Origin of the sequence: Pantoea vagans (genome assembly GCF_004792415.1) — a bacterium.
GTDB lineage: Bacteria > Pseudomonadota > Gammaproteobacteria > Enterobacterales > Enterobacteriaceae > Pantoea > Pantoea vagans.
This window is the reverse complement of sequence record NZ_CP038854.1, coordinates 133,823-157,759: the sequence shown is the minus strand read 5'-3', so window position 1 is coordinate 157,759 and position 23,937 is coordinate 133,823. Positions and strand designations below refer to the sequence as shown.

General features: G+C 53.5%; 27 protein-coding genes. 9 read left to right on the top strand and 18 right to left on the bottom strand.

What is annotated here, in order from left to right; genetic code table 11:
- Positions 1 to 142: 142 nt before the first annotated feature.
- Positions 143 to 1,393 carry an MFS transporter gene (locus EGO56_RS19630; RefSeq protein WP_135910737.1) on the bottom strand — a complete coding sequence of 417 codons (1,251 nt, stop codon included), beginning with the start codon at positions 1,391 to 1,393 and terminating at the stop codon, positions 143 to 145.
- 352 nt (positions 1,394 to 1,745) lie between these two features.
- Here EGO56_RS19630 and EGO56_RS19625 point away from each other — a divergent pair, with 352 nt between their 5' ends.
- A complete protein-coding gene (locus EGO56_RS19625) occupies positions 1,746 to 2,672 on the top strand; it encodes an AraC family transcriptional regulator (RefSeq protein ID WP_135910736.1) in 927 nt (308 codons plus the stop codon).
- 55 nt (positions 2,673 to 2,727) lie between these two features.
- On the opposite strand, the gene EGO56_RS19620 is transcribed toward EGO56_RS19625, so the two are convergent.
- Positions 2,728 to 3,327, bottom strand: a complete 600-nt coding sequence (locus tag EGO56_RS19620; protein ID WP_475483668.1) for a carboxymuconolactone decarboxylase family protein — start codon at positions 3,325 to 3,327, stop codon at positions 2,728 to 2,730.
- 160 nt (positions 3,328 to 3,487) lie between these two features.
- Positions 3,488 to 3,973 (bottom strand): (R)-mandelonitrile lyase, encoded by a 486-nt coding sequence (locus EGO56_RS19615; RefSeq protein WP_135910734.1) that lies wholly within the window; start codon positions 3,971 to 3,973, stop codon positions 3,488 to 3,490.
- A 130-nt stretch (positions 3,974 to 4,103) separates the two neighbouring features.
- Here EGO56_RS19615 and EGO56_RS19610 point away from each other — a divergent pair, with 130 nt between their 5' ends.
- Together EGO56_RS19610 and EGO56_RS19605 are read left to right on the top strand one after the other, a co-directional pair.
- Positions 4,104 to 5,003 (top strand): LysR family transcriptional regulator, encoded by a 900-nt coding sequence (locus EGO56_RS19610; RefSeq protein ID WP_135910733.1) that lies wholly within the window; start codon positions 4,104 to 4,106, stop codon positions 5,001 to 5,003.
- A 116-nt stretch (positions 5,004 to 5,119) separates the two neighbouring features.
- Complete coding sequence (locus EGO56_RS19605) at positions 5,120 to 5,590, top strand: OsmC family protein (protein WP_110332198.1); 471 nt, start codon at positions 5,120 to 5,122, stop codon at positions 5,588 to 5,590.
- Positions 5,591 to 5,781: 191 nt separating this feature from the next.
- On the opposite strand, the gene EGO56_RS19600 is transcribed toward EGO56_RS19605, so the two are convergent.
- From EGO56_RS19600 to EGO56_RS19565, 8 genes are all read right to left on the bottom strand, one after another.
- Complete coding sequence (locus EGO56_RS19600; RefSeq protein WP_135910732.1) at positions 5,782 to 6,474, bottom strand: amino acid ABC transporter permease; 693 nt, start codon at positions 6,472 to 6,474, stop codon at positions 5,782 to 5,784.
- A gap of 16 nt (positions 6,475 to 6,490) precedes the next feature.
- A complete protein-coding gene (locus EGO56_RS19595) occupies positions 6,491 to 7,195 on the bottom strand; it encodes an amino acid ABC transporter permease (protein WP_041456521.1) in 705 nt (234 codons plus the stop codon).
- Positions 7,196 to 7,259: 64 nt separating this feature from the next.
- On the bottom strand, positions 7,260 to 8,075 hold the full coding sequence (locus EGO56_RS19590; protein ID WP_033784750.1) for a transporter substrate-binding domain-containing protein: 816 nt from the start codon (positions 8,073 to 8,075) through the stop codon (positions 7,260 to 7,262).
- A 20-nt stretch (positions 8,076 to 8,095) separates the two neighbouring features.
- Positions 8,096 to 8,833, bottom strand: coding sequence for an amino acid ABC transporter ATP-binding protein (locus EGO56_RS19585; protein ID WP_013196350.1), 738 nt, complete (start codon positions 8,831 to 8,833; stop codon positions 8,096 to 8,098).
- A 12-nt stretch (positions 8,834 to 8,845) separates the two neighbouring features.
- Positions 8,846 to 9,412, bottom strand: a complete 567-nt coding sequence (locus tag EGO56_RS19580; RefSeq protein ID WP_135910731.1) for a peroxidase-related enzyme — start codon at positions 9,410 to 9,412, stop codon at positions 8,846 to 8,848.
- Entirely contained in the window at positions 9,409 to 9,891 is a 483-nt protein-coding gene (locus tag EGO56_RS19575) for a CMD domain-containing protein (protein ID WP_135910730.1), read from the bottom strand. Before EGO56_RS19575 ends, EGO56_RS19580 begins: the two co-directional genes overlap by 4 nt.
- On the bottom strand, positions 9,888 to 11,342 hold the full coding sequence (locus EGO56_RS19570; protein WP_135910729.1) for an NAD(P)-binding domain-containing protein: 1,455 nt from the start codon (positions 11,340 to 11,342) through the stop codon (positions 9,888 to 9,890). Before EGO56_RS19570 ends, EGO56_RS19575 begins: the two co-directional genes overlap by 4 nt.
- Positions 11,343 to 11,696: 354 nt before the next feature.
- Positions 11,697 to 12,656: a LysR family transcriptional regulator gene (locus EGO56_RS19565; protein ID WP_135910728.1), complete on the bottom strand. Its 960-nt coding sequence runs from the start codon at positions 12,654 to 12,656 to the stop codon at positions 11,697 to 11,699.
- Between the two features lie 303 nt (positions 12,657 to 12,959).
- On the opposite strand from EGO56_RS19565, the gene EGO56_RS19560 reads away from it, so the two are divergent.
- Positions 12,960 to 13,163: a hypothetical protein gene (locus tag EGO56_RS19560; protein ID WP_013196355.1), complete on the top strand. Its 204-nt coding sequence runs from the start codon at positions 12,960 to 12,962 to the stop codon at positions 13,161 to 13,163.
- A gap of 92 nt (positions 13,164 to 13,255) precedes the next feature.
- Here EGO56_RS19560 and EGO56_RS19555 read toward each other — a convergent pair whose 3' ends face one another.
- Positions 13,256 to 13,606 (bottom strand): DUF3147 family protein, encoded by a 351-nt coding sequence (locus EGO56_RS19555; protein ID WP_135910727.1) that lies wholly within the window; start codon positions 13,604 to 13,606, stop codon positions 13,256 to 13,258.
- 85 nt (positions 13,607 to 13,691) lie between these two features.
- Positions 13,692 to 14,216, bottom strand: coding sequence for a cytochrome b561 (gene cybB, locus EGO56_RS19550; protein WP_135910726.1), 525 nt, complete (start codon positions 14,214 to 14,216; stop codon positions 13,692 to 13,694).
- A 686-nt stretch (positions 14,217 to 14,902) separates the two neighbouring features.
- On the opposite strand from cybB, the gene EGO56_RS19545 reads away from it, so the two are divergent.
- On the top strand, positions 14,903 to 15,250 hold the full coding sequence (locus EGO56_RS19545) for a hypothetical protein (RefSeq protein WP_135910725.1): 348 nt from the start codon (positions 14,903 to 14,905) through the stop codon (positions 15,248 to 15,250).
- A 217-nt stretch (positions 15,251 to 15,467) separates the two neighbouring features.
- Here EGO56_RS19545 and EGO56_RS19540 read toward each other — a convergent pair whose 3' ends face one another.
- The gene (locus EGO56_RS19540; RefSeq protein WP_135910724.1) at positions 15,468 to 15,845 is read right to left on the bottom strand and encodes a YkvA family protein; all 378 of its coding nucleotides are present in this window, start codon (positions 15,843 to 15,845) and stop codon (positions 15,468 to 15,470) included.
- Positions 15,846 to 15,940: 95 nt separating this feature from the next.
- Entirely contained in the window at positions 15,941 to 16,561 is a 621-nt protein-coding gene (locus EGO56_RS19535) for a TetR/AcrR family transcriptional regulator (protein ID WP_135910723.1), read from the bottom strand.
- Positions 16,562 to 16,727: 166 nt separating this feature from the next.
- Here EGO56_RS19535 and EGO56_RS19530 point away from each other — a divergent pair, with 166 nt between their 5' ends.
- Positions 16,728 to 17,939, top strand: coding sequence for an MFS transporter (locus tag EGO56_RS19530; protein WP_135910722.1), 1,212 nt, complete (start codon positions 16,728 to 16,730; stop codon positions 17,937 to 17,939).
- A 211-nt stretch (positions 17,940 to 18,150) separates the two neighbouring features.
- On the opposite strand, the gene EGO56_RS19525 is transcribed toward EGO56_RS19530, so the two are convergent.
- Positions 18,151 to 19,020, bottom strand: coding sequence for a LysR family transcriptional regulator (locus EGO56_RS19525; protein ID WP_135910721.1), 870 nt, complete (start codon positions 19,018 to 19,020; stop codon positions 18,151 to 18,153).
- Between the two features lie 161 nt (positions 19,021 to 19,181).
- Here EGO56_RS19525 and bla point away from each other — a divergent pair, with 161 nt between their 5' ends.
- Entirely contained in the window at positions 19,182 to 20,060 is an 879-nt protein-coding gene (gene bla, locus EGO56_RS19520; RefSeq protein WP_135910720.1) for a class A beta-lactamase, read from the top strand.
- Positions 20,061 to 20,197: 137 nt separating this feature from the next.
- On the opposite strand, the gene EGO56_RS19515 is transcribed toward bla, so the two are convergent.
- The gene (locus EGO56_RS19515; protein WP_135910719.1) at positions 20,198 to 21,223 is read right to left on the bottom strand and encodes a zinc-dependent alcohol dehydrogenase family protein; all 1,026 of its coding nucleotides are present in this window, start codon (positions 21,221 to 21,223) and stop codon (positions 20,198 to 20,200) included.
- Between the two features lie 103 nt (positions 21,224 to 21,326).
- Here EGO56_RS19515 and EGO56_RS19510 point away from each other — a divergent pair, with 103 nt between their 5' ends.
- Positions 21,327 to 22,235, top strand: a complete 909-nt coding sequence (locus EGO56_RS19510; protein WP_135910718.1) for a LysR family transcriptional regulator — start codon at positions 21,327 to 21,329, stop codon at positions 22,233 to 22,235.
- A 96-nt stretch (positions 22,236 to 22,331) separates the two neighbouring features.
- Here the strand turns inward: EGO56_RS19510 and EGO56_RS19505 are convergent, their stop codons facing one another.
- Entirely contained in the window at positions 22,332 to 23,405 is a 1,074-nt protein-coding gene (locus tag EGO56_RS19505; protein ID WP_135910717.1) for an FAD-dependent oxidoreductase, read from the bottom strand.
- 72 nt (positions 23,406 to 23,477) lie between these two features.
- Here EGO56_RS19505 and EGO56_RS19500 point away from each other — a divergent pair, with 72 nt between their 5' ends.
- Entirely contained in the window at positions 23,478 to 23,936 is a 459-nt protein-coding gene (locus EGO56_RS19500; RefSeq protein WP_135910716.1) for a MarR family winged helix-turn-helix transcriptional regulator, read from the top strand.
- Position 23,937: the final 1 nt, after the last annotated feature.

Here is a 23,937-nt window from a genome sequence, read left to right as displayed (position 1 = left end):
TCAACGCCGGGCAGACTATCTGTCAACCCTGACAGCAACTAATAATGACCGAGCTGAAAAGTGCCGCACACTTCCGTAATAAGCAGATATTTTCCCTGAGCCAGTAAGCATCTTTTAATTAAAATCGCGCTGATGGAGGAAGTTATTCCGACTCCTCACAGAATCCGTCTCTATTAACCCTGCTCTCCTGACATTCAGCGTGATTTCTAGCAGCCAGCCCCGCTGCCCAGGCCAGTGCTGCGGTAATAAAGAGCAGCACGGCGCTCATTTCAAAGGTGGCGCGGTAACCGAAATGATCAAAAAGCACGCCTCCCGCTATGCCACCTGATGCAATCGCCAGCTGGCAGATGGCGACAAACAGGCCACCTCCCGCTTCGACATCTTCCGGCACCGTTCGGGCTATCCACGTAAACCAGGCAACAGGCGTCGCCGTGGCAATAAATCCCCAGACGCCCAGCAGCGATGAAGTGACTGTGAAGTCACGACCGTAAGCGGTCAGCAGCAGAGCGATAATGCCCATCAAAACCGGCACGCCGATCAGGGTTTTATACAGTCCGCCGTGTTCCAGTACAGTTCCGATGACAAAGGTTCCTGCCAGCCCGCCAAGGCCCGTCAGCAGGAGGACGAAAGAAACCATTGAAACGTCTAGCTGTGTGACGGATTCAAGAAAAGGCCGCAGGTAGGTAAAGAGCATGAACTGCCCCATAAAGAAGCCGGCAACAGCCAGCATTCCCATCGCAACCGGCGGCTTTTTCAGTAATTTAAGGGCGTTGCTCTGCCGCGAGGCATTTACCACTCTGGTCAGGATCGGCATGCTCACCATCATCCAGACCAGGGCTAACATCGCCACGGGCACAACCGAGAAAAAAGCCCAGCGCCAGCCGATAAAGGCACCCAGATAACTGCCGAGAGGAGCAGCTATAACGGTGGCGAGTGCATTTTCTCCGTTAACAATCGCCAGTGCGCGCGGAACGCTATTTTCAGGCACCAGCCGGATAACCGTCGCGGCACTCAGTGACCAGAATCCGCCAATCGCCACCCCAATTAAGGCTCTGCCCAGCATGAAAATTTCATAGTTTGGGGCAAACGCGACGACGGTTCCTGACATGATCATGACGATGACCATGCTCAGGAGCAGCCGCTTTCGCTCTGTTTTTGCCGCAACGGGTGCGATGACCAGCGCCATGACAAGTGCGCATAAGCCGGATACAGAAATTCCCGTACCCGCTTTGCCTTCTGATATATGCAGGTCGTCGGCCAGTGGCGTTAAAAGACTGACCGGCATAAACTCCGAGGCGACCAGCGCAAATGCCGCCAGCGACATCGCAATAACCGCACCCCAGGATTTAATATTGCCTGACTGTTCATCATGTGAAGTGTGATTAGGTAGCATTACCGATATCCCTCATTTGCTGACTTTGAATTAACCCGATCTTATTCACCGGAAAAAAGCCCCCCGGCAAACTGAATATTTCCGTCATCTACCCGGTAGCGTTCCTTAACATTCATCGCATGCCCAGTCTGGCAGAGTGAAAGCCGCCCTGAACGCCTTTCGCTTCCGGAAGATTTATTCTCCGGGCCTGATTTCATGGTTGCTATTCTGGATGTGATTACTGAAATGCGTTATTGAAATACTCTGTATTACTTGCCTGATCCTATGAGTCAGCTGGGTGACTGTGTATTTAATCAGGCGATGTCTGTAGATTACCGTCAGGAAGTGACTGGACGATGTGAGGTATAAATAAATGGCTTCTGACAAACCGGTCAGTGAATTACTGAGTAGGCTGTCGCTGGATATTGCTCAGCGTACACCCTGCACAGGCGATTTTTGTACGGCCATTGACGGACTGGACTTATTCCGCCGGAATGAGCCCGCATCACCCTATAACTGTCTTGTCCCTCCCAGTATCGTTCTGGTCGCAGAGGGCGCGAAGATTATGTGGGTTGGCGGTGAGCCCTATGAATATGATCAACATAAGTTTCTGATTACCTCTCTTGATATTCCTGCTAACTCGGAGGTCATCACAGCCTCTCCCGATCGGCCCTGTGTGGGTATCGCGTTTAAGCTTGACCAGCGGGTGCTGATGGAGCTGATTGCGCAGGGATGTCTGCCCAACGTAAGAAAACAGGAAACAGGATGCGGGGTCGGTATTGGTACGGTCACAGATAAAATAGTGGAACCGTTCTGTCGTCTGTTATCTCTGCTTGATGAACCTGAAACCATACCGGTGCTTGGCCCGCTTATTCAGCGTGAAATCCATTACCGGCTTTTAATGAGCGATCAGTCCGATCGCCTCCGGCAGATAGCGGCAGTGGACGGGCACGGCTACCGGATCGGCAAAGCCATTGACTGGCTCAAGGTGAACTTTGCGTCCTCTCTGCGGGTTGAGGAACTTGCCAGCCGGGTTCAGATGAGTACGCCCTCTTTCCATCATCATTTCAGGCAGCTGGCTGGCATGAGTCCGCTGCGTTATCAGAAATGGCTGCGGCTTAATGAAGCCCGGCGTCTGATGCTGAACGAACACCGGGATGTGGCAACCGCAGCCTTTACCGTCGGCTATGAAAGCCCCTCCCAATTCAGCCGCGAATACACAAGAATGTTTGGTGTCGCTCCGAAAAGGGACATCACCACGCTGCGTAACGCCGCCAGTAACACGCTCAATGCATCGTGATGACTTTCCGGCCGGGGATCCGGACAGGAACAGAATGTACGGAACACGGATGTACTTAACCGGCGAGGACTGAATCGAGAGCTGCCTGCAGCCGGTCAGCGCTGGCCTGTTCGTCATTCTCCATAAAGAAAGCCACCAGCTCCGCAAGCTGAGACTGCGTCACGCCCACATTCATGCTTATATTCAGGTGTGCTTTCAGCTGCGGCTCGGTGCCGGCCATGGCGGCCAGCATCCCTGTGGTAGCCAGCTCGCGGCTTTTCCAGTCCAGATTGTCACGACTGAAAATATCGCCGAAAAGATGCGTCTTCAGATACTCGTCTGCAGCCGGGGCAAATCCGAACAGGGGCCCGCTGACCGGCTTTCCGACCAGCGCGGTCTGGTTTTTGGTGCCCGCTGCCAGCATCTCCTCTGGCTTTGGCAATGGACCGGGCAGCCGGCCTTCATTGTCATGAATGCCCTGTGCTCTGCGTGAATCGATGACCTTCATCAGCTCGCCCAGCGCGTTCAGGCTGCGGGGAAAACCTGCATAAGCATAAAGCTGAACCAGAATTTCACGGCAGTCACTGATGCTCAGTCCGGCATCCAGTCCCTGCTGCAGAGCGTTGTTCAGCCCGGGCAGATTACCCGCTGCGGCACGGGCCGCAATAACAGCCATGTTTTTATGCTGTGCAGTGAGAGGCTGTTCCTGTGTTTCAGACATCATATCGGTCCTTTTCGGTGCGTCAGGAAGGGAAGCAGTGGCAGCGCTGAACGGCAAAGCCAGCGCGGCACACAGCATGACAACGGAGCAGAGGCCCCGTTTCATCAGATTACGTTCATGACCTGTCGGCTGAGGCATACTGCTCATCCGTGACCTGCTCCATCCAGTCAACGACCCTGCCGTCCTGGGCTTCGGCGATGGCAATATGGGTCATGGCCGTTTCCGGTGCTGCCCCATGCCAGTGCTTAACGCCGGTCGGTATCCATACCACGTCGCCGGGCCGGATTTCACGCACCGGACCACCCCACTCCTGCACCAGGCCAGCGCCAGCCGTCACGATCAGCGTCTGACCCAGCGGATGCGTATGCCAGGCCGTGCGGGCAGAAGGCTCGAACGTCACGGTAGCCCCGCCGATACGCGCAGGCTCAGTGCCCTGAAAGGGTGAATCAATACGAACCGTTCCGGTGAAATAGTCTGACGAACCTTTGACGGAGGGTTTTGCTCCGCTTTGCATAATCGTAATCATCGGGGTGATCTCCTTTGCGTAGGTGACTGAAACAGACAGTGCCAGGGACACTGCAGCAACGGCAAGTCTCTTCATGCAGGCTCCGTTTTTCAGAACTGAAAAAGCCGGATGCGGACATCACACCCGGCATTTTTTAAGTGTAGGCCTGGCAGGATTGGTTGATAAGATAGGTAAATCTGAATGCTTATGTGCATGGTATGCAACAATGACAGCTGAAAATCTGAACGACCTTCGCGCTTTCACGATCGTGGCGCGGGAGAAAAACTTTACCCGTGCGGCCGCTCAGCTTGGCATGTCACGCTCCGGGCTGAGTCATGCCATAACGGCGCTGGAAGCACGGCTGGGAGTCAGACTGCTGACGCGCACCACGCGCACCACGCGCAGCGTGTCGCTTACACAGGCTGGGGTACGCCTGTTTAGCACCCTGCAGCCGATGCTGAGCACCCTCGACAGCGAGCTGGTAGCTCTGCGCGCCCTGAGTGAGAAGCCGGCAGGAACCGTGCGCATCACCGCGCACGATCACGCTATCGACTCCATCCTCTGGCCCCGGCTACAGCCTTTGCTGAAACGCTATCCGGACATCCAGATAGAACTGAGTGTCGATTATTCGCTGACGGATATTGTGGCGCAGCAGTTTGATGCCGGCGTCCGGCTGGGTGATATCGTCGATAAAGACATGATCGCCGTGAGGATTGGCCCGGACTTTTACATGGCTGTGGTGGCTTCACCGGACTACCTGCAGGGAAAAAACCTGCCTGCGGTGCCCGCTGATTTAACCGCACATCAGTGCATCAACCTGAGGCTTCCGACACATGGAGGGCTCTATGCCTGGGACTTTGAACAGGAAGGGAAACCGATAACGGTGCGGGTGACGGGTCAGACCGTTTTTAACAACACCTATCTTATGATGCAGGCGGCCCTGGACGGTCTGGGATTTGCTTATATCCCGCTGGATCTGGCACAGCCGCATCTTACATCGGGTAAGCTTATTCCGGTGCTTGAACCCTGGTGGCCGCAGTTTCCGGGATATCATCTTTATTATGCCAGCCGCCATCAGCAGGCTCCGGCGCTGGCGGAAGTCATTGCAGCGCTGCGTTATCGCTGACGTCAGCAACACAGTCCTGCATTAAGTGAACCTGGCTTACAGGTGTGAACTGACTCGCTTTTCTGAAACACCTCATCCAGAGAGTCCATTTTTATCATCAATAAGAGAGGCGGCACATGGAACATCACTATACATCGCGTATATCCTGGACCGGTAACCTGGGTACGGGCACATCGGGCTATAAGGCCTATGCGAGGACATGGGACATCGCTATAACCGGCAAAGACATTATCCACTGCTCCAATGATCCGTTACTGGGTGGCGATGCCACTAAAATGAATCCAGAAGACCTCCTGATCTCCTCTCTTTCTGCCTGCCACATGCTCTGGTATCTGCATCTTGCGTCAGATGCCGGGATCACGGTTCTGAAATATGAAGATTCACCGATAGCGACAGGTGAAATTTTACCAGGCGGCGCGGGTCGCTTTGTTTCGGCAATTCTGAGACCTGAAATCACCTTAGCAGCGGGTAGTGATCCCGACTCAGCGATGGCTATTCATCATGAAATTCACAAAGTCTGTTTTATTGCCAGATCGGTGAATTTCCCTGTCTTTTATGAGCCTGAGTTTGTCATCGGTCATCTATAATCAGTCCATCGTCTGTAACAACGCGCAGGCTACTATTCCTGGGGCACTCAACAGCCTGATTGAGCGGCATAAAAAAATCCGGCAACAGGACGTTGCCGGATTCTTATAAAGCTACGGGATCGTTCTGCTTATCCTGAATAGTTCGGCAAAAGTCATATGGAACGGCCCATTCATGACAACACGCTGATCATTCAGGTGCGCACGCGCAGCGCAGCCTCAATCCTGTCGGCAATCTTAGTGACCACGTAAGCAATCACCATGTAGAACACCACCGCAATCAGGAAGGCTTCGAGGTAGTAGAAGTTCAGTACCGCCGTTAATTGTGCCTGGGCAAAGATATCCACCACTTCGATGGCAAACGCCAGCGACAGGGCTTTCATGATCACCATAAAGGCATTCGCCAGATCGGGGATCGCCGCCACGATAATCTGCGGGAACATGACCCGACGAAACAGCTGACCTCCGCTGTAGCCGAGTGACAGGGCGGCATCCGATTGTCCGCTGTCGAACGAGTTCAGCGCCCCTTTCCACACTTCAGCCTGGAATGCTGCGACACAGGCGCTCAGCGCGACAATGATGATCACCCAGTTCGGCAGTGAATGGGCATTAACCTCAACGCCAATCAGCGTGGCAACAAAGTGCAGCGCCGGTGGCAGGCCGTAATAGGCGAGGAAAATCACCACCACCATCGGCACGCCTTTAAAGGCGATTTTGTAGGTGATCACCAGCTGGCGCAGCACCGGAATGCGGCGATGCTCAATAAACGCAAACAGCCCGCCCAACAGTGTCGAACAGATAAACACCGTTACCGCCATCAACAGCGTCACCGGCACGGCATCCAGAATGCTCCAGAAGTCGGGTAACAAAACCTCAGCATCAAACATGGTTTTTCTTCCTCACTCAGACGCTGGTGGTGAACTTCACGCGTGGCGCAGACTTAGAGCTGTACTTCGCATGACGTTGTTCAAAGAAGCGGATAACCAGCCACGCCACACCGCACAGCAGTGAATAGAGCACGGCCAGCACCAGATAGGTGCCGAACTGATACTGGTTGTAATCGCGCTCCATGATCAGGTGCGCGGTCGCCATCACATCGGCCGCCCCGATATACATCACCAGCGCCACGTTATGAATCAGATAGATAATGGCATTGCCGTAACCCGGTAGCGCAAAGTGCACCGCCTGTGGGCCGATGACACGCAGCATTTTCTGGCGGAAGCTGTAGCCCAGGCTGTCGGTGGCGTCGTGCTGACCCCGCTCAACCGCCAGGTACGCCGGGCGCATCACTTCAGACAGATAACCGCCGTGATACAGGCTCAGACCAATCATCGCCGCCACGTTGGCCGTGAAGAAGTCGCTGAAGCCAAAGTTATCGGTAATCAGTGGCATACCGTAGAAGGCGACAAACAGCTGCAGCACCACGGGCACGCTGCGCGCATAGGAAACGTAGAGATCGGCCAGCTGGCTGATCACGGGAATACGGCGCACGCGGAAAAACGTCGCGATGAGCGCCAGAAAGAACCCGACAATCATCGCCACAAACATGATGCCGAGCGTCAGAGGCAGCGCCGACAGCAGTTCTGGAATCATGGAGGATAGATTCACGGTGAAACACTCCTGCTAAAAAGGACAGCATGCGCCCGGTTCAGCGCCGGGCGCAGTGAATCTGTTACTTCATGTACTTCGTAACGTCTTCGCCAAACCACTTCTGCGCCAGCTTATCCAGCGTGCCGTCCGCCTTAAGCTCTTTGAGGGTTTTGGCGATGTCATCATTCAGTGCCTGGTTTTCAGCAGAGCGGTGGATCAGCACATAGGTGTTGTTAATCGCCACTGGCTCACTGGCTTTGATCGCCAGCTTCTGGTTGTCGATGACCGTCTGCTCGCCCAGATTTGAAGGCAGGATCAGCGCATCATATTTACCGTTCTGCACTTCTTTCAGACGATCCGGGTAAGGTACGCCGGCGCTGGAGGCTTTAATGGTGATTTTGTCAGTCGGGTTCTCCTGCTGCCACTGGGTGACAAACTTATATACGCCACCGCCTGCGGTTACCGGCACGATGTTTTTACCGACCAGGTCTTTCATGCCATTGATATTGCTGTCGCTGCGGCTGTAAATCTTCATCAGGCTGGCACCCATCGGTGCATCCGGGATCAGGAACTGTTTGCTGCGTGCTGGCGCTTTGTAATAGCCGCCCGTCGCCATGTCGTACTTGCCGGTCACCAGGCCGGTTTCCTGAGCGATGTCCGCCGCGCCTTCCATCACAAATTTATACTGTGGCAGTTTCGCATTGATGGCTTTCAGCACATCCGGCTCGTAGCCCTCCGGCTCATGGCCGATCGCGCCCCATGACAGCGGTTTTGATTCTGCTGCGGTGGCGATTTTGATGGTGCGTACGGCGTCAGCAAAGCTGTTGCCGCTGATCAGGGCCAGCGCGATGATGCCAGGCGCAGCCAGGCGACGTAATGTAGTTTTGATTGCAGGCATGTCTCTGATTCCTTTATTTATTAGAATACTTTTTCTGAGTTGAGGAACTGGGCAAGGCGTGGCAGCGCCGGATTATCAAACATCTCTGCAGGCGTTCCCTGCGCCGCGACCACACCCTGATCCATAAACACGATGCGATTCGAAATGCTTTTCGCGAACTGCATTTCGTGCGTCACCAGCAGCGAGGTAATGCCGGATGACGCCACATCTTTAATCACTTTAAGCACTTCACCCACCAGCTCGGGATCGAGCGATGAGGTCGGTTCATCAAACAGCATCACATCCGGCCGCACCGCCAGAGCACGGGCGATACCGGTACGCTGTAACTGGCCGCCTGAGAGCTGCGACGGATAGTGATCGCGTTTTGCCCCAAGGCCTACGCGCTCCAGTTCCTGCACGGCGATGTCGCGCGCCTGCTGCTTAGTTTTACGCTGGATAACGATCAGCGGATCCATCACGTTTTCCAGCACTGTCATGTTCTTAAACACGTTGAACTGCTGAAATACCATGGCGGTGCGCAGACGGATTGCCTGAATCGCCGCTTTGTCGGGGGACTGATAGTCCATGCGAATCTGATCCAGCTGAATCGTCCCCGCGGATGGCTTCGCCAGATAGTTAATGCAGCGCAGTAACGTGGTTTTGCCGGTGCCACTTGGCCCGATAATCGATACCACATCGCCACGCTTTACTGACAGATCGACACCTTTCAGAATCGGGTTGCTGCCGTAAGCGAGCGTAATATTGTTGAGTTCTAACATCCGGTGCAGCCCTTATTTGTTCAGGTCAGCATGGCCGAGCACATGCATCAGACGGTTGGCCCAGCCAAAAATGGCGATAGCGTGAATCAGGTCGATAATTTCCTGATCGTTCATCCCAACGGCGCGCAGCGCGGCGACATCGTCCGGCGTGGCTTCCGACGGCGTGACGGACAAACGGCGCGCAAAGTTATAGATGGCCGCGTCGCGTTCCCCTAATACATCCGCCCGATCAAAATAGATGGCACTGACCACGGCGTCGCTGTCGGCCAGCTGAACATGACGGCGTGCATGCACCACCGCACAGTAACGGCAACCATTAACGATTGAAGCACCAAGCGCGCCCAGCTCACGATCCGCACGGTCCAGGCCACCTTCGACGTACATGATGGCGTTGAATAATCCGGTGCGTGCGGTATAGCTCTCCGGATCGTGGACCAGCGTGCGGACGTACTCTGAGATTTTCTTGTTGGATGGCGTCACTTTCATCGCATCAAGCTGCGCCGGTGTCGCCTGTTCAACATCCACTGGCGTGATGTAGGGGTGCCAGTGCAGTGGCTTGAGATTAACCGACGGAATCATGCGGACCTCATCAGACGTAAGCCAGCCGCAACGCGCGTCTGGAAGTTAACAAAGGCGATCAGCTCCGAGAGCGCAACAATCTGCGGATTGCTTAATCCGGCCTGTTCCAGCAGGCGAATATGCTGTTCGGTCGCCTGAATCGGTTGCTGTGTCACCAGGTCGGTGTGGCGTGCAAGCGTGGCCAGCGGCTCTTCATACACAACGTCACCGGCAGCGAGTGCGAGCAGCGCTTCTGACGGATTTAACGCCGCCAGTTGTGCCTGATAATCGCGCTGCAGCGGCACGTCGCTGTTCAGTACCGCCATGCGCCGGGCCAGCGCCAGGCGCAGATCCGCAGGTAAACCCTGTTCATCTTCCGGTGTCAGCACGGACAGACGGCACGCTTCTGCGCCTTCCACAAATTCGGGACGCAGGCGACGTGTCTGATACAACGCCTCTTCTGGTGTTAATCCGGCGGCCTGATCAATAGCGTCGCTCACAGCGTGTTCTCCTGTTTTAGTAGCGGGGTTGAATCCACCCATTCATCGCCCTGCAATTCAGGGGTGTCAAAAGCTTGTAAGCTGGCGAAGTGCTGATCGACATCTTCGGCAAACAGCGAGGCAGCAATGCCGCGCACCAGACGATCGGCACCTGCACTCACTGCCGGAATGTCGCCGGAGACTTTGCCGTGCGTCAGCATCGCGGCATCGTTAAAGCAGTGGATATGTGCCAGCATCGGGCAGGCACCCGGTGTTAATTCGCGGAATTCAAACGAAGGGCCGAGATCCGGCGCTTCCAGCAGGCTGTGACGCGCAGGCCCCATCTCTGGCTGATAGCGACCGTCGGCCCAGCTACGGATATGCGGCGCGATGGCAGCAAACTCCGGGCGGCCGTGAAAATCATTGGTAAAGCCGGTGGCGGCGATCAGGAAGTCATAGCGCAGTGCGCCCTGGGTGGTTTCGATCAGCAGGCCTTCAGCTTCCTGCTTAACGGTATTGATGCCGCAGTCGAGGAAGAAACGTGCATTATCATGACGGGACACGCGCAGGGTTGAGGAACGCGGCGGCGGGGTTTGTGTCGCGGCGGTGTAATCGACAAATTTCCATTTCCACGCATCCGGTAACTGATGCATGCCGTGCACCACGCCCTGGCTGCCGATGCCGGTCATCTTGTTAATTCGCGGCATCTCTTTACGACGAATCAACAGATCTACCGCGCTCGCGCCCTGCTCCAGTGCGGTCGCCGCGTTATCCATCGACGAGGCCCCCGCACCAATCACCGCAACGCGTTTACCCTGCAATGCCGCAAAATCGATCTCATCGGCGGAGTGTGCCCAGAACTGGCGGTCAATGCCTTGGAGAAAATCCGGTACGGCAAAACCGCCGAGTCCTGAACGTCCGGTGGCCAGCACCAGACGACGTGTGTAAACACGTCCGGTTTCGGCACCGTCCAGATCCAGCGCAATGAAATCTCCGGCCTGCGCGATATTGCTGACGCGCACGTTGTTCTGCACCGGCAGATTCAGCACCCGGCGATACCAGATCAGGTAATCCATCCACTGCGCTTTCGGGATCTTGTCCAGCGCCTGCCATGCTTCATTGCCCCACTGCGCGGTGAACCACGCACGGAAGGTCAGTTGTGCCAGACCCAGTGCCGGGCCGTGCAGCGATTTCGGCGAGCGCAGCGTTTCCATGCGCGCAAAGGTAATCCACGGTCCTTCCAGCCCTGCGGGTGCAGCGTCATAGGCCACGACATTGCTGATGCCGGTAAGCTGTAATTTCGCCAGCGCTGCCAGACCGCACATGCCCGCACCAATCACCACTACGTCACGCACAGGCGCAGTCTGGAAGGTGTGTTCCGGTACCCACGATTTAGCAGGCAGTTCCAGAAATTCCAGATCCTGCTGAAGCTGAGCTTCGAGCGCGGCAAGACCTTTGGCGGCATACGTCATAGAGCAATTTCCCTGGTGTCAGCGATCGCCTGAGAGCGAGCGAAAACGGTTAAAACGCGCCGGTGACCGTGCCCTTTTAATTATCCCTTATAAACATAATAGGCGGCTAACAATCATCAAAACGCATAGTAAGAGCTAAGTTTTCGCATAATCCTCCTGCCCCGGATCGGAGTCAAGAATTGTGCTCAGGGTTTAACCAATGGATTTCTTATATCTTATGCCAGATACGTTATAAGCGTTGAAAATGAAGGTTTTTACCGTGGCGTGTTCGGTCGGGCCTAAATGCCTGGCTCACATAATCGTGTAAGACGGGGAGGATATCCCTGCAGAGTGACGGTGACCTGCAAGCCGATATCACTCCTGGTTGATGATGCGCATAATTCGCGGATGTTCACTGGCTGCCAGACGTTCAAACCCGGGCAACAGTTGCGCGGCGGCCTCCGCGAGCGCGTCCACCAGCGCCTGCGCCGCGCTGGAGATCTGTCGGCCCTGAGGGGTGATAACGCCAAAGAAGTAAGGTATGTCTTCCTGAATCGGGCGGATCGCCACACCGGCCAGCGGCATCCCCCAGCCCGTGACCGGTTCGAGGATCGCCACGCCTAATCCGGCCCGCACGCAGCCCAGAATATTCGCCGATGAGTTGGTCTCGATGGTTTCCAGCAGCGGCGCTTTGACCTTTTTCAGCGCTTTTTCATAGCGTCCACGTAAGCGCTGCGGACTCCAGGGTGCAATTAAACGGCGGCCTGCCAGCTGGCTCAGCGATAGCTCACTGTTCGCCGCCAGTTCATCGTCCTCCGGCAGCGCAACCACGCACTGCGACTGCCCAATCCAGTGTAACTCGACCGCGTGATGCTCCAGCGGCAAGCTGCATAACCCGATGTCAGCCTCTGCAGTGATGACCGCATGCGCTGTCTGTACGGCGGATTCACTGATGATTTGCACTTTATTTTGCAGATTCAGCGCGGCCAGCGCCTGCGGCAACAGACCGGCAGCCAGCGCGGGTGTCGCAGCAATGCTGAGTGGGCGATGCTGCTGATGCGCGATCTCCTGCGCGCGTAAGCGAATCTGTTGCAATGACAGCAGCGCTTTTTGCACATACTGATGCAGCTGCAACGCCTCTTCTGACGGATGAATACGCGGGCCATTGCGAATAAACAGCGGGTAACCCAGCGACTGCTCTAATTCCTGAATCAGGCGGGAAACGGCAGGCTGCGAGCGGTTCAGCTCTTTGGCCGCCGCAGTGACGCTGCCCGCAGAAATTACGGCCGAGAAAGCTTCCAGCTGACGTAAATCGAGGTCATTTAACAAGGTCATCGCGAGGGTACTTCCCTAAGTCATTGATCGCTCCCGATAATCACCCGGGAAAAAATCCATCATAGAGAGAGTCTGGCAAATTAGCCACAGCGAAAAAGCGCGAAGCCATCGGCATTAATGATTGATTAACGCGACCGTCAGACGGGCGCGCGTCTCCTGACACCCGCCAGTTATTACATCCCAAATCGGAACCCGCTAATCCACTGAGCCAGGTGGCATTTTCAGTCCAGGCTAGAATTCATCAGGTAAGCGTCAGCATAAAACCGGGTTAACGGCGCGGCTCATCACAAAGAGGACGGAAATATGAAATTCGGTGTGATATTCGAAGATACGGGCGTTGAAGAGGAACATGATTTTGATTCCAAACCCGTTGCCGGCGATTTAGTGACGTTAACGCGCGACGGAGTTGGCAAAGATTACATTGTTATCATCGAGCCTGACCCGGACCATACCCATGACGACGGGCGTGACGGCCATCCGACGAAGGCCAGAGTCCGGCCCGCGTAGTGAAGGGTAAGATGATTTTAACCGCCCGGTGAGGCGGTTTTTTTATTGCCGACTCTCATGAGGTCGTTTTGCTTACTTTAGCGGCTTTAGCGCTACATCAGCACGATACCGAAGCGTTTCAGAAGCAGCGCCCAGAGTGTGAAAAGCAGGATAGTGATAGCGCAGGCGATGAGCAGCGTCAGCCAGAAGCCGGTGCGCTGATAGAGAAAGGGGAACAGAATAAACATGGGCAGTGTCGGCACCACATACCAGAAGGTATACCAGGCATGAGCACTGATTTTTTCCTGCGTCTGCCCTTCCACCTTCATCCAGATAAGTACCAGCACTGTGACCAGCGGTAAGGCGGCAAGTAAGCCGCCCAGTCGATCGCTACGCTTAGCCGCTTCTGAAATCAGCACGACCATAAAAGCCGTGATGGCATATTTCGATATCAGCCAGAGCATGATTGTCCTCAATATTCCTGTTCATCCGACACCTGAGTGCCGGACCGTTTACGATCGTCCCACTCCGGGATTTCAGCAGACGCAGTTACGGCATCATCCTGCGCAGCGTGTCATCTTTCATAAAATAGTGATGGAACAGCGCCGCCAGCGCATGCAGACCAATTAACCAGTATCCGAGCGGGGCCAGCGTTTCGTGCCAGTCAATCAGCATACTGGCAGTGGCGGGGTCGGGCGATGTCGCCACAGGCATATTGATCCCAAACAGGGCCCACTCTTTTCCACGCAGGTAACGCGAGCTCAGCCCGAGAACCGGTAAGACCACAAACAGTGCATAAATCAGCGTGTGCACCAGATGTGAAAGACCCGTCTGCCAGCGTGCCACGGGCGGCGTAATCGGCGGCGTTACAGAACGGGTACGCAGCCACAGGCGGGCAATCATCAGGATCATGACGCAGAAACCTGCGGAAAAATGGGTGATCATCACCGTATTTCGCTGCCAGGTTCCCTTCTCTGCCATCCAGCGCAGCTCGATGGTAGCGTAGGCGACGATAATCAGTAGGACCGTCAGCCAGTGGAAAAGAATTTGCGAACCCCGGTATTTCTTCAGCATAGATAAACTTCCGTCACTATTTTTTCGCGTCACTATACCAGTAAATTATTAGATGTTTATTAGGAGTTTACTGGATCATTATGACAGGCCATGCCGCTTAAACACTGAAGCTGATGCAGGCTAATCTGCCTCAAACTGCATGCAAAGCAGAGTCAGCATACTGTCACAGCGAAGCCTGCGGTTTCAGGCGGAATAGCGCTGGCACATCACCTGCAGTGTCTGGCATCCGGTTTCCCGTTATCCTGCGGAGTCATTGCTCATTCTCATGCGTAATTATATCCAGTGAATCTCTGAGGCTATTCAGGATTTCTTATTTTGGTTTTTTTAGTATTCAGCGCTGCGGGTATAAGAAATTTATGATTCATTACAGCGATAAATCTTAAACTTAACCTAATGTTCATCCTGTAAAATGACGAAAGCACGCTGCGTGCCGCTATAAATACACTTCGCAGTGGAACGATTAGTCAGCCCTGTGCGAATGTTTCTTTAAGTCAAATCCGCGCCCTGCCGCCCTGACCTTTCTGCGCTTCGCTTAACATCAGTACCAGCGTAAACAAGAGTAAAAATAACGCGCGTTATCGTAACCTTAGAACTCTACATTTCTCATGCAAAAACAGTAACTTCTCCTCTCATTAGAGTTCGCCTATGCTGGCTGCTCACTACATTTTGCGTCAGAGGGATTTGCTATGTTTAATGTGCCTGCAACCTACAGTGCTGAGACAGTCGAGTGCCTTTATGAAGTTATCGACATACTCAATCTGAACGGCGCACGATGCCACGTTATCTTTGACAGTCAGGCCTCCCGCGCCGCGGTGATCGAGGCAGATACAACAGAGCAACTCGGCGAAATGCGCCACCCTGTGCTGGCTGTGCTGGAGATGGAGCGCGTCACCAGCATTAATACCCTGTTGCGTATTAAATCGTTCTGGACCGATTCAGACGGCGCTCATCCTGAAATAGCGTCAGGCAACCTGGCGAACGCGTTATATAAGGCGCTGACGATGAAGAAACATATTACGCTGGTGGGATTGTAAAGCAGGCTAAAGCCCGTGCGGTGCGGGCTTGTTACAGTGTGCAGTGACAGGCCTGACAGCACGCATCCGCGCATTAAACCTGAGTTTTGCTTTTCAGAGATATCAGTGTTTTCCGCCCACCACTGCCGCAGATGAAATTTTCACGTGTTTTAACACCGCGCCTTATTGCCGGACTTCTCAACCTGTTTTAATGCTCTGTTACCTGCTTCACTCCGCTTCAGATAAATGCCCTGACCAGTAGCACGGCGCACATCACCCATATCAAGATAAATACGCCTGCCGTTATGCGACTGACCGGACGTCTGCTGGCCTGCGCTGCGGTTTCCCGATGCTCACGCATGACTTCGGCGGGAATAAGACGCACCACCAGCATGATGCCCAATGGCACGATGATCAGGTCATCGAGATAGCCGATGATGGGAATGAAGTCAGGGATCAAATCGATGGGGGAAACGGCATAGGCAGCGACAATCAACGCCAGCACTTTAGCCAGCAACGGCGTCCGGGGATCGCGGGCGGCAAGCCATACCGCGTGTACATCCCGTTTAATGTTTTTCGCCCACGTTTTGGCGTCAGCGATAAATCTGATTGTCATCAGGGTGCTTTTCCATAGTCGGGGCAATCGGCTTTACGCATCTGCATCGCTGCACCTTTGATACTCGCGCTGCGTGCTGAAAACAATCTTGCTCATCAATCCTTAGCATCAGGGATATTTGCATCCCAGACTTTCATCACGGCTGACACCGCCGCATCCAGCTCTTCACCGCTTGCCCCATCCCGGGCTTCCGTTGACAGGCCCAGCTCAAAACTGTGGAGAGTAATGGCCAGCGCCAGCACGTTTGTATCGGCAGCCAGCTGTCCCGCCTCCTTCGCTCTTGTGACGCATCGCAAAAATCCCGCCCTTGTCCGTTCGCGTTGCACCGCCAGAATGTTACGAATGTGATCATTCGCGGGTGAACAGGTATTCACGGACAACGCAATCAGGCAGCCGCTGGGATGCCCCGGTTCTGTCTGCATTTTTGCCGAACGGCGCAATGCCAGTTCGACAGCTTCACGAGGTTCAGGCGTGTCATCCCACAGGCAATCGTTAACCTGGCCGTAAGTCGACGCATAGCATTCAACCACTTCTTCAAACAGCGCCTCTTTTGAACCAAACGCAGCGTAGAAACTCGGTGCAGTAATGCCGTTACCGAGGTTCGACTTGAGCATGGCAAGCGAGGTGGACTCGTAGCCATACTGCCAGAAAAGGGTCATCGCCTGACGAATTGCCTCATCACGATCAAATGTCCGTGGACGTCCCATCTGAGCCATGTCCGCTCCTGTTTGTACGTGTCAGATATAAATACTAATCGATACATATGTACTTGACAAGGTTCAGACCGACCTATAGCTTCAGATATATACCAATCGATACATTAATAAGAAAATCTTTTGCCATCCGGGTTTTCACGCTATCAACGATTTAAAAGAGGCTCACGTGCACACCACTTCAGAATTCAGTGAAACCATCACCCAGTGGGGTCTGCCTCTGGCTTCCCTGCTGGCCTTTGCCATGACAGGCTTTATTGCCATCCTGACAGAGACGCTACCGGCAGGTCTGCTTCCGCAAATCGGAGAAGGCCTGGGGGTTACCCAGGTAATGGCGGGCCAGTTGGTCAGTATTTATGCACTGGGATCTCTGCTTGCAGCGATCCCGTTAACGGTGCTGACCAGTGGGTGGCGGCGTAAAAAAGTGCTGCTGCTTGCCGTCGGCACCTTTCTGATTTTCAACACCATTACCACCCTGTCATCCAGTTACTGGCTGACGATGGCGGCCCGTTTTATGGCGGGTGTGGCAGCCGGACTGGCATGGGGGATCCTGGCGGGCTATGCGCGCCGCCTCGTTCCTGCTGTGTTACAGGGTCGCGCACTGGCTGTTGCTATGGTGGGTATTCCTGTTGCTCTTTCACTGGGTACACCGGCAGGCGCATGGCTGGGCAGCCTGATGGGATGGAGAGTGCCGTTTGGGATCATGGCAGCCCTGGCCGTGATTCTGTTTATCTGGATATGGATCGCGGTGCCTGACCTGCCGGGGCAGCAGTCTGGTCGTCGCCTCCCTGTGTGGAAAGTTTTCCTGATGCCCGGCGTCACACCCGTTCTGGCGGTTATCTTTCTGTGGATGACGGCACACAACATTCTTTACACGTTTATCGGCCCGTTCCTGCAGCTGTCGGGACTGGCTGCAAACGTGGGGCTCATTCTGCTGGTTTTTGGCATTGCGGCACTTATCGGCATCTGGATTACCGGAATGCTGGTGGATGGCCATCTGCGCAATCTGGTTCTGCTCAGCCTTGCGGCTCTGGCGGTTGTCTCTGTGGTGCTTGCTGCAGGCATGCGGGAACAGGTTGTTGTCTATCTGGCCGTCATCGTCTGGGGATGGTCGTTTGGCGGAGCTTCAACCCAGATGCAGACCGCTGCCGCCGACTCGGCGGGCAATCATGTCGATGTCGTTCAGGCGATGGTAACGACCGCATGGAATCTGGCCATTGCCAGCGGTGGCGTCGCTGGCGGGCTGCTGCTCAATAATGCCGGTGCTGAATCATTCCCCTGGGCGATTCTGGCCTTTATGGCTGTTGCGTTTGTCATCGCCTGGCGTGCGAAAAAGCACGCTTTCAGGCCTGGTGCCAGAGGCGGTTCTGTGAAGTCGTAACCGCTTAAATTGTCTTAAATCACGCGATTCTTTCATCTGCTTTGCAATCTGCGACAGGGATGTCCGCCAGAAAACGCTGAGCAAAATGGCGTTCCTGCGTTGCCTGAAATGTTTTAACCCGGCGCAGTGGTGTCACCACGCGCCGGTCGGACAACGGTGATGACTCTTCTCTGACACCAGCCGCGTGATGACTGAGTCAGTCTGAACAACATCACGGTTTCATTATTTTTTGAATAATCCATTCACGGAATATTTGCATCGACTGAGTCATTTTTCGGGCTTTCTGCCATGTTAACCAGTAACCATCATTGCCTGAATAAATATCAAAAGGCCTGACAAGCAGTCCGCGTTTTATTTCCGTTTCAAACATAATATCAGGTGCCAGTGCGATGCCACCGGTGATCAGGACAGCATCAATAATAAGACGTGATGAATCGAAAACTGGACCGTTAACTCTGAATGAGGGTATGCCTGCTGCTGCAAACCAGTTATCCCACTCGTCATGACGATAAGATCGTAATAATGTCTCGCCAGTGATATCCATGGGCTTTAACAGCCTTTTCGCTGTTTCAGGTTGGCACAATAGCGTGAGCGGTGCATCAAACAGAAGCTGGTTATGTGATGATGCCCAACTGCCAGAACCATATCTTATAGCGAAATCGACGCCCTCCCCGGCAATGCTTACAACGTTATTGTTGGTCTGAATACTCAGTTCGATAGCGGGGTGTTGTAGCTGGAAATCTTCAATTTTTGGCAGTAGCCAGCCCAGCGCGAAAGTACCCACACAGGATAGCGTCAGTGCCTCCCTGAAATGTCCACCTTCAAACTGGCGATACGCTTTCTCAATACGATGAAATTGTTCTGAAATTTCAGAAAAAAGCAGCCGGGCTTCATCGGTTAACTCAAGGCCGCGTGAAAGTCTTTTAAATAACGTCACACCTAATCTTTCTTCGAGCAGCCTGACCTGCTGGCTGACAGCAGCCTGAGAAACGAAGAGCTCCATGCCTGCTCGAGTGAAGTTGAGGTGACGGGCAGAAGCTTCAAATGCGCGCAGAGCATTGAGCGGGATATCACTTTTCAATGCTGACCCCAGAAAAAGTTATGACAGACATCAATTTATACCGTTTTTTCTCATCGTGAAATTGATTTATTTTGGCCCACATAACTTAAGCGAAGCGAAGCCTTTCAGCGTGTTTTGTTTGGCACCATGATGTTATTAATCTCAGAACAAGGTGATTCCTGATGGTAAATTTTAAAGTAAGTCTGACCAGCCTGTTACTGATCGCAACAGCAGGTTGTTCTGTGTCAGCCTGTGCTGCTTTTAACCAGCAAACCCTGACGAGCCAGCTTGAAATACTTGAAAGTAAATCAGGAGGAAGACTCGGCCTGGCCGTCATTGACACATCGGATGGTTCGAAATATGCATGGCGTGGCAATGAAAGATTTCCACTCTGCAGCACAAGTAAAGTGATGGCGGTTGCAGCGATATTAAAGAAAAATGAACGTGACCCTCATCTGCTTGATAAGAAAATTCATATTAGTAAAAGTGACATGGTAAATTATAACCCTGTTACCCGGAAGCATATTGGCTCATATATGTCAGTCGCTGAGCTGAGTGCAGCGGCGCTGCAATACAGCGATAACGCCGCGATGAATAAACTCCTTTCCTATCTGGGTGGTCCGCAGCAGGCCACGCACTTCGCCCGGACAATCGGTGATAAGGATTTTCGTCTGGACAGAAACGAGCCGGGGCTTAATACCGCCATCCCCGGCGATGAGCGCGATACAACGACACCTTCAGCGATGGCTGAAAGCCTTAAAAAAGTGTTTCTGGGTACGGCGCTTAAGGAAGAGCAGCGAGCGAAACTTTCAGACTGGATGAAGGGTAATACTACCGGTTCTGACAGTATTAAAGCGGGTCTTCCGGACGACTGGATTGTGGCAGATAAAACAGGCAGTGGAGACTACGGTTCTACAAATGATATCGCCGTTATCTGGCCAAAAAATCACGCACCTGTCATCCTCACCACTTACTTTACACAGCACGATAAAGATGCGGCCACACGTAAAGACGTACTCGCCAGTGCAGCAAAGCTGGTGGCCGATGCAGTCGATAAATAGTCAACGCTGAAAGTTGACGATTCAGTCCGGGAAACGGCTCAGCGTGAGCCGATTTCTCTCTTCCCCCCCCAGTTAATCGTTAACAGGCGAATCCAGTGTTTACGCCCCCTCGCCGTGTGTAACCTGATTCATAAAGGTCAGCCCACATTGATAACGATTTTTCCAAACGCACCCTTGTCGAGTTGATCCAGTGCCTGCGTAAGTTCGCTGAAGCTGTACCTTTTATCGATAACCGGTTTCAGTTTAATACTGTCAACAGCCCTGACGAGATCTTCAAGCGCACGGCGGTGACCCACACCAATGCCCTGCACCGTGGGTGACTTAAGCAGCAGCATCGATCCGGAAACAGTGATATCGTCTTTATCCATCATGCCGATCAGCGAAACTCGTCCATGAGAAGCCACAGCACGAACAGAATCGGCAACGTTACTTCCCCCTACAGTATCTATAACGTGGTCGATGCCACGTTCGCCGGTCAAACGATGAACCGCGTCGACCCAATCCTCCTTCTTACGGTTAATACCGTAATCGGCACCGAGCGCCTTCGCAGCTTCCAGCTTCTCATCGCTGGATGAGGTGATAAACACCTCAGCGCCAACCGCTTTTGCAATCTGTAACGCAAAAAGCGCCACGCCGCCGGTTCCCTGAATCAGTACGGTTTCGCCAGCCCGCAACGTTCCGCGTTCAACCAGTGCAAACCAGGCTGTCAGGCCTGCACAGACCAGCGTGCTGGCTTCCGTATCAGAAAGCGACTGCGGTGACTTAACCAGCCACCTTTCATTCATGACCACGTATTCAGCAAGTACTCCCTGAAACGCATAGCCTGTGGTGTCGTAGCGCGGATTTCTGGCAGTGTTGGGAAGTTTTCCGTCTATCCAGTCCGGGAAAAAGGTGGAGATAACACGTTTTCCGGGACTGAAGCGGGTCGTGCCCGGCCCTACAGCCTCCACCACACCGGCCATGTCCGATCCTGGGGTAAAAGGCATCGGCATCCCGTTACCCATTCCACCTTCAATAATGACCTTGTCCCGGAAGTTGAGTGAAACGGCGCTGACCCGCACGAGCACTTCGTTCTGCCCTGGCAGAGGGATCTCTGCTGAAATCATTTTCAGGTTCTGACGACCAGGCTGGTCTAATGTCCAGCGTTTCATTGTGCGATTCATAGTGGTTCCTGCGGTTAATATTTCATAGTCAGGATTTTAGCATTGCTATTTATTTGACAGTGGAGATAGTGTTTCCGGTTATTGATTCCTGATTGGCGACAATATGAAAAGCGAGATGAATACTATTCCTGTTTTTGTGGCTGTCGCGGAGTCGGTGAGTTTTTCGCAGGCAGCTCAAAAACTGCACGTCACACGCTCAGCCGTTGCTAAAACCATTTCCCGACTTGAAGAAAGGCTTGGCGTTACGCTTTTCAACCGCACAACCCGCAGCCAGAGCCTGACTGCTGAGGGCACGCTCTATTATGAATCCTGCCGTCGGGCGCTGGATGAGATCAACAGGGCAGAAGCTATTCTGGAAGGCGGTAAGCTTCAGGTAAGCGGAAAACTCAGAGTTTCTGTGCCGGTTCTGCTTGGACAAATGTGTGTGTCACCCATCCTCTTGACACTGGCGAAACAACATCCCGGACTTGAACTGGAAATATCGTTCAGCGATCGGCCAGTGGATTTGCAGGATGAGGGATTTGACCTGGCCGTAAGAATCGGCGTTCTGCCTGACAGCAGTAGTCTTGTCGCACGGTATCTTGGCTCTCATAGCATGGTTTTCTGCGCCTCACCTGAATATCTTCGGGATGCAGGCCAGCCGATTTCACCGGATGAATTGAATCAGCACGCCGCCGTGGCTTACATCCGTTCCGGACGCATTCTTAAGTGGCGGATCAAAAATGAAAAGGATGAAATAACAGATTTAATCCCGCCAGCCAGATTCACAATGGATGATATGCAGGCGGTCAGAGACATTACTGTAGCTGGCGGTGGTATCGCCTCACTACCTTACTGGCTTGTACGGGAAGAACTTGCGACTGGCAGCCTGACAGAAATATTAAAAGACCTGTCGGCTGGAAGCTGGCCTGTCTATGCGGTATGGCCGCGTACGCCTCATCTCACACTGAAAGTCAGACTGGCCGTGGATAAACTGGTGAGTGATTTTCCGTCAATGATGGCGACGCTTTGAGGTTTGGTTTCATGTCTGACTTAAGCCTCAGCGGTTGTTGATTTGATAATTTTCATAGCATGCCAGTTCACCTCTGTATGACCTGTCAGTTTATTGTTATTCGCTAAACCAGTCCTGAAATCCCGATATTGCCGCCGGCATAATGTCGCGTGCGCGTTCCATGATGAGGTTTTCCGCATGACGTAAACCATTCAGTGGGTGCGACGCTTCGCATACAGCAAGGGCCACATCAGAAGCATCAAGCATTGCCAGATTGACGCCGACGCCGACAGGCGGCATCAGGTGAGCCGCATCTCCGATAAGCGTGATGCCCGGACGCGGTGCCCAGCCAAAATCCACAGGCAGGCTATGAATCGGACGTCTGACATACTCACCGGTTGCGCTGAGGACGGACTGCAGGGAGGAATCCCAGCCCTGGTAACTTGTGCGTACATAAGAGGAAATATCCTGTCGCGCGAGATTGTGATCGATAACATCAATGTCACGCTTCATGGCCGCGTAACCGCAAATCCGTCCGCCTCCATTACGTTGTGTAATCAGAGCCTCAGAGCCGCCAAAACTGAAAGCGGTTCCTTTTCCTGCAATACTATCGATTCGTCGTGAGGGTTGATTAATCCACCCCTCAAAAAAGGTTATGCCCGAATAGCGTGGGCGTTCGGGCGTAAGATAAGCTCTGACCCGTGACCAGGCCCCGTCGGCTCCAATAACAATGTCAGCTTCATAGCGGCTGCCGTTTCGGAACATCAGTCCATGATTTTTTTTCAGGCCATAATCCACATAATGAAGTTTATGACCCCATTGAATGGTTTTGGGTGATAGTGCCCCCTGAAGAAGATTTTTTAGCTCGCCGCGATCAATCTCAGGTTTATCTATTTCACCTTCCGGCGTGTGTGTATCCTCCTCCGTTTCTCCGGTACGGTGGTTAATCATTCGGCTTTGCTGATCTTCATGCCTTGCAATTTTCCTGAACTGCTGGAGTAAGCCAGCTTTGCGCAGTGCTTCCTGACCACTATCAGGATGCAAATCCAGTGATCCACCCTGACTCCGCTCAGAGTCAGCGGACGCTTCCTCAAATACTGTGACGTCAAAGCCATTCTGCTCGAGTATGACTGCCGCAGTGAGTCCTGCAGGGCCCCCGCCGATAATGGCAATAGAAATGTTGTCAGGCATGATTTTTCTCAATGCAGTAAATCGTATACTCTATAACCACAAAGTTGATACATCAACATCAGGACAGGTTAAATGAAGAATTCTACTGAGATTTCAGACGAAGAGTGGCTGGCATGGCGCGGATATCGCCGACTGGCAGCCATTATCACGGGGCGTATCGCCAGGGATATCAGTGAAGCCACCGGCTTGTCCGGTCCGGATTTCATGATTCTCATGGAGCTCAGCAAAAATCCGCATGCAGGACTCCTTCAGCGTGAACTACAGGAATACATTGAGTGGGACAAGTCCCGGCTTTCACACCAGCTTTCACGTATGTCTTCACGGGGCCTTTTACACCGAAACCGTAACAGTCCATCAGGTATTTCGGTAAGCATTACCGACGAGGGTCGCCTGCTCCTCGACAAAGCACGACCGGTGCACGCTGCAAGTGTGCGACGAAATTTTCTTGATCTGTTAACGCCAGAAGATCTCCCTGAACTGATCGCCATTAACGAACGGTTGCGACAGTCCGGGAGTCATATCAGGAAATGAT